Source organism: Candidatus Cryosericum odellii (assembly GCF_003570935.1).
GTDB classification, from domain to species: Bacteria; Caldisericota; Caldisericia; order Cryosericales; family Cryosericaceae; genus Cryosericum; species Cryosericum odellii.
Window position 1 is genome coordinate 1 of record NZ_QXIU01000262.1, and the last position, 4,330, is coordinate 4,330.

The following is a 4,330-nucleotide window of genomic DNA, read 5'->3' on the forward strand; positions in this document are numbered from 1 at the left end:
TTTTCGACTGCACTCGGTACAAGGCCGCGTGCAGCGGCGACACGTTGTACTTGCAGCAGAGCGGATTCTGGGCTGATGTCTGGATCCAGGCCGCTTGCGGAAGCCGTTACCAGGTCGGCAGGAACGGTTGCGTCCGCAGCCAGACCATTTTCGGAGCGGACTTTGGCAATTCGTTCTGCGACGGTCTTTTCAAGATTGGGATTTGATGGTCCGAGATTTGTTCCGCCGGAACTTGAAGCGTCATAGTTATTCGCCGAAGGACGGCCATGGAAGTACTTCGGTGATGTCCATTGCTGACCGATGAGTTCAGAGCCGACAATGTTTCCATTTACTGCAATGAGGCTTCCGTTGGCACGGTGTGACATTGTCAGCTGTGCAATACCCGTCACAGTGAGCGGGTAGATGACTCCTGTGATGACGACCAGGATTCCAAAAACGATCAACGCTCTCTTCAGTTCCTTCATGTCCAATCTCCTTATCGTACAACCTTAATGGCGACAAGTAATAGATCAATAAGTCTGATGCCAACAAATGGCAGTGCCAATCCGCCGGCACCATAGATGAGAAGATTGCGCCAGAGCAGTGCATTTGCACTGGAGGGGTGATACTGGACTCCTCGCATTGAGAGCGGAATAAGCGATGGGATAATGAGAGCATTGAAGATAACAGCCGACAGGATAGCGCTGGCTGATGAATGCAGGTGCATGACATTCAGAACGGCGAGCTGCGGGTACTTTGCAGCGAAAATCGCCGGAATAATGGCAAAGTACTTGGCGACGTCGTTCGCGATGCTGAACGTGGTCAACGAGCCCCGTGTAATCAGGATCTGTTTGCCAATCTCGACAATGTCCAACAGCTTGGTCGGGTTCGAATCAAGATCGACAAGATTTGCTGCTTCCCGTGCAGATTGCGTTCCTGCATTCATGGCAACCCCTACGTCCGCCTGAGCAAGAGCAGGTGCGTCGTTGGTTCCATCACCGATCATGGCGACCATACTGCCGTTTGACTGGTACTTCCGGATAAGATTGAGTTTTGTCTCAGGTCGTGCCTGTGCGACGAAATCATCGATCCCTGCTTCGGCTGCTATGGCTGCAGCGGTCAAGGGGTTGTCGCCCGTAATCATGACCGATTTGATCCCGAGTACGTGAAGCTGACTTAATCGTTCCTTGATGCCCTGTTTGAGGACATCTTTCAGGCGAATGACACCCATAACGGATGCGCCATCTGAGACAACGAGCGGTGTTCCACCCTCACGGCCGACACCGTCGACCAACGCATGAACTGTTTCCGGGAATTGTCCCCCGTTCTCCTTGACCCATTGTTCTATTGCGTCTACGGCGCCTTTGCGGATATGTCGGTTTCCATAATCAATGCCACTCATGCGCGTATCGGCGCTGAAAGGAACAAACGTCGATCCTTGTGGGGCGCGGATATCGCGTCCACGTATGTCAAGTCTTTGTTTGGCAAGGGTGACAATGCTACGACCTTCAGGGGTATCGTCTGCCAGCGAGGCGAGGACTGAACTCTCCATCAACTGCTGCTCCGTGATACCCTCAGCAGCAAGAAATTCTGTTGCCATACGGTTGCCCAGGGTAATCGTGCCGGTCTTGTCCAGGAGAACGACCGAGACATCACCTGAAGCCTCCACGGCCCGGCCCGATAGTGCAATCACGTTATGCTCAATGAGGCGATCCATTCCCGCGATACCGATTGCAGGCAACAGGCCGCCAATTGTTGTTGGCATGAGACAGACCAGAAGTGCTACCAGCACGGGAGCGGCGACAGTCACATTCATATATCCAGCGAATGCGCGCAATGTAAGGGTTACAACAATGAACAGCGCCGTAAGCCCAATCAGGAGAATTTCCAGAGCTATCTCATTCGGTGTTTTGCGGCGCGAAGAGCTCTCAACCATCGCGATCATCTGATCCAGGAATGTTTCGCCCATACCGGCCGTGATACGTATGTGAATGGTCCCGGACAAAACGTGGGTCCCACCAGTAACACCAGTGCGATCTCCTCCTGACTCACGAATGACTGGCGCAGATTCTCCCGTGACGGCAGATTCGTCGACAAGCGCAACACCTTCAATGATCTCACCGTCGCTCGGAATAATCTCGTTGTCTTTGATAAGGACGACATCTCCCTTAACAAGGCTCGTGGCGCCTACGCTTTCTGTGGAACCATCAGGAAGGAGACGATTTGCAATGGCGTCATTACGCGCTTTCTTGAGTGAGTCGGCCTGTGCTTTACCGCGTCCTTCTGCCAAGGCTTCAGCGAAGTTCGCGAACAGGACTGTAAACCAGAGCCACACGGTTATCTGCAGATTAAACCAGAAACCGGAATGCTGGAAAGCACTTATAAATGCAATAATCGTCGTAAGTATTGAACCAAATTCAACGACCAGCATCACTGGATTGCGCCACAGTGAGCCTGGATTCAACTTACGAAATGCATCGACGATTGTCTTTCTCATCAACGAAGGATCAAGTAGACCCTTCATTTCAGCAGTTTTCTTCATGGTGTACCTCGCGTTCCTAACGAAGCTTCAGGAACTCGAGCAGTGGCCCGAGAACCAGAGGTGAGAAGTAGGTCAATCCACCAACAATAGCGACAACAAAAATCAGCATGAACACGAATAGGATGCTGGTGGTTGAAAATGTTACGCTTGATTGGACTCTCTTCTTTGCCGCTACTGATCCAGCAATAGCAAGAGCGGGAAGAATGGTGGCGAAACGGCCGACAAGCATGAGCAGTGCAAGCCCAACGTTGTAGAACGGTGTGTTGGCATTGAGCCCGGCAAAAGCTGAACCATTATTCCCGGCCGCAGATGCGCATGCATAGATAATCTCAGTCATTCCGTGAGAACCCGCGTTTCCAATAGAAGCAACGGCAGAGGGAACGGAGAAAGCAAGGCCAGCCATAAGAAGCATGGCGATCGGAGGCGCAAGAAGTCCGATAACAGCCATGAGCATTTCACGTGGTTCAAGTTTTTTCCCGAGATATTCGGGGGTACGACCGATCATAAGTCCGACGATAAAAAGAGTCAGGATGGCATAGAGAAGCATCCCGACAAGCCCGACACCGACCCCGCCAAAGATGACTTCACCAATCGTCATATTGAAAACCATGATCAGGCCAGGAATGGGAGTGAAACTGTCGTGCATTGAGTCGACAGCGCCAGTGGAAGTCACCGTCGTTGACTGAGCAAAAAAGGTCGACATGATCGGGCCAAATCGCTGCTCTTTCCCCTCCATGTTGACTCCCCCTGCTACGCCGGCTTGCGCAAGTGCAGGATTGCCTGCGAGTTCATAGTGAAGCGAAATTCCCAAGCCAATGCTGAACATGATCAGCATGGCCAGGAACAGAGCGGTACCCTGCTTCCGATCGCCAAGCATTTCGCCAAACGTGAACGGCAAAGCGGCTGGTATGAGAAGAAGAGAAAAAACAAGAAGGAGATCCGTAAAGGGGTTTGGGCTTTCGAAGGGGTGAGCCGCATTGACGTTGAAGAATCCGCCCCCGTTGGTGCCGATATGCTTGATAGCCACTTGGGAAGCTGCTGGTCCTACTGCAATGTGTTGGACCTGGCCCTCAAGTGTCGTGGCCGATAATGTTGGGTGCAGAGTCTGAACGGTTCCCTGGGAGACCAGAACGAGGGATAGTACCAGGGCTATTGGGAGCAAAACATACACAAGAGCTCGTGTCAGATCCACCCAAAAGCAGCCAATACTGTTCGTGGATCGGCGGACAAAACCACGAATAAGAGCTATCGCTACGGAAATGCCTGTTGCTGCTGAAAGGAAGTTCTGTACGGTCATACCCAGCATTTGGGTAAGGTAACTCATCGTTGTTTCGCCGCTGTAGGATTGCCAATTGGTGTTTGTCATGAATGAAACAGCCGCGTTGAAAGCCGTGTCAAGTCGTACGGCTCCGAGGTGCTGTGGATTTCCGGGCAACCATTGCTGAACAAGCTGAAGAATGAACAGAAAGCACAGCCCGAACGCATTGAAAAGAAGAAGGCTGACAGCATATTGCTTCCATGTCTGCTCTTCGTCCTGTCGCACACCGAAAATGTGCAACAGCCCACGCTCGATGCCGCCCACGAGCGGTGTCAGGAACGTATGTTGTCCTTGAAAGACACGTGCCAGATATCGTCCCAGGAACACGGCGCATATAGTCAGAACAATAATGAACGGCACAATAGCCACAAGACTTCTTTCAAGCATCACAACCGGCCTCCACTAGAGATCCAGGTCCTTAACTGTTCATAATGTTAAGGCTGTATCCGTACCATTTCAAGATAGCAGCGATCCAAGACAGGATACAAAAC

Annotated in this window: 3 protein-coding genes; all 3 read right to left on the minus strand. The window is 51.8% G+C overall.

Annotated elements, in window-relative coordinates; genetic code table 11:
* Window positions 1–464 (minus strand): potassium-transporting ATPase subunit KdpC (kdpC, locus tag SMC5_RS10255; RefSeq protein WP_119120610.1); only part of this gene is annotated, 464 nt, incomplete at its 3' end.
* A gap of 11 nt (window positions 465–475) precedes the next feature.
* Window positions 476–2,521 (minus strand): potassium-transporting ATPase subunit KdpB, encoded by a 2,046-nt coding sequence (gene kdpB / locus SMC5_RS10260; RefSeq protein ID WP_119120611.1) that lies wholly within the window; start codon window positions 2,519–2,521, stop codon window positions 476–478.
* 16 nt (window positions 2,522–2,537) lie between these two features.
* Complete coding sequence (kdpA, locus tag SMC5_RS10265; RefSeq protein ID WP_119120612.1) at window positions 2,538–4,226, minus strand: potassium-transporting ATPase subunit KdpA; 1,689 nt, start codon at window positions 4,224–4,226, stop codon at window positions 2,538–2,540.
* Window positions 4,227–4,330: the final 104 nt, after the last annotated feature.

What these genes read in the sequence shown, in the direction of transcription:
- kdpB (WP_119120611.1), bottom strand. Translation starts at nt 2,521, where the DNA reads ATGAAGAAAACTGCTGAAATGAAGGGTCTACTTGATCCTTCGTTGATG.
- kdpA (WP_119120612.1), bottom strand. Translation starts at nt 4,226, where the DNA reads ATGCTTGAAAGAAGTCTTGTGGCTATTGTGCCGTTCATTATTGTTCTG.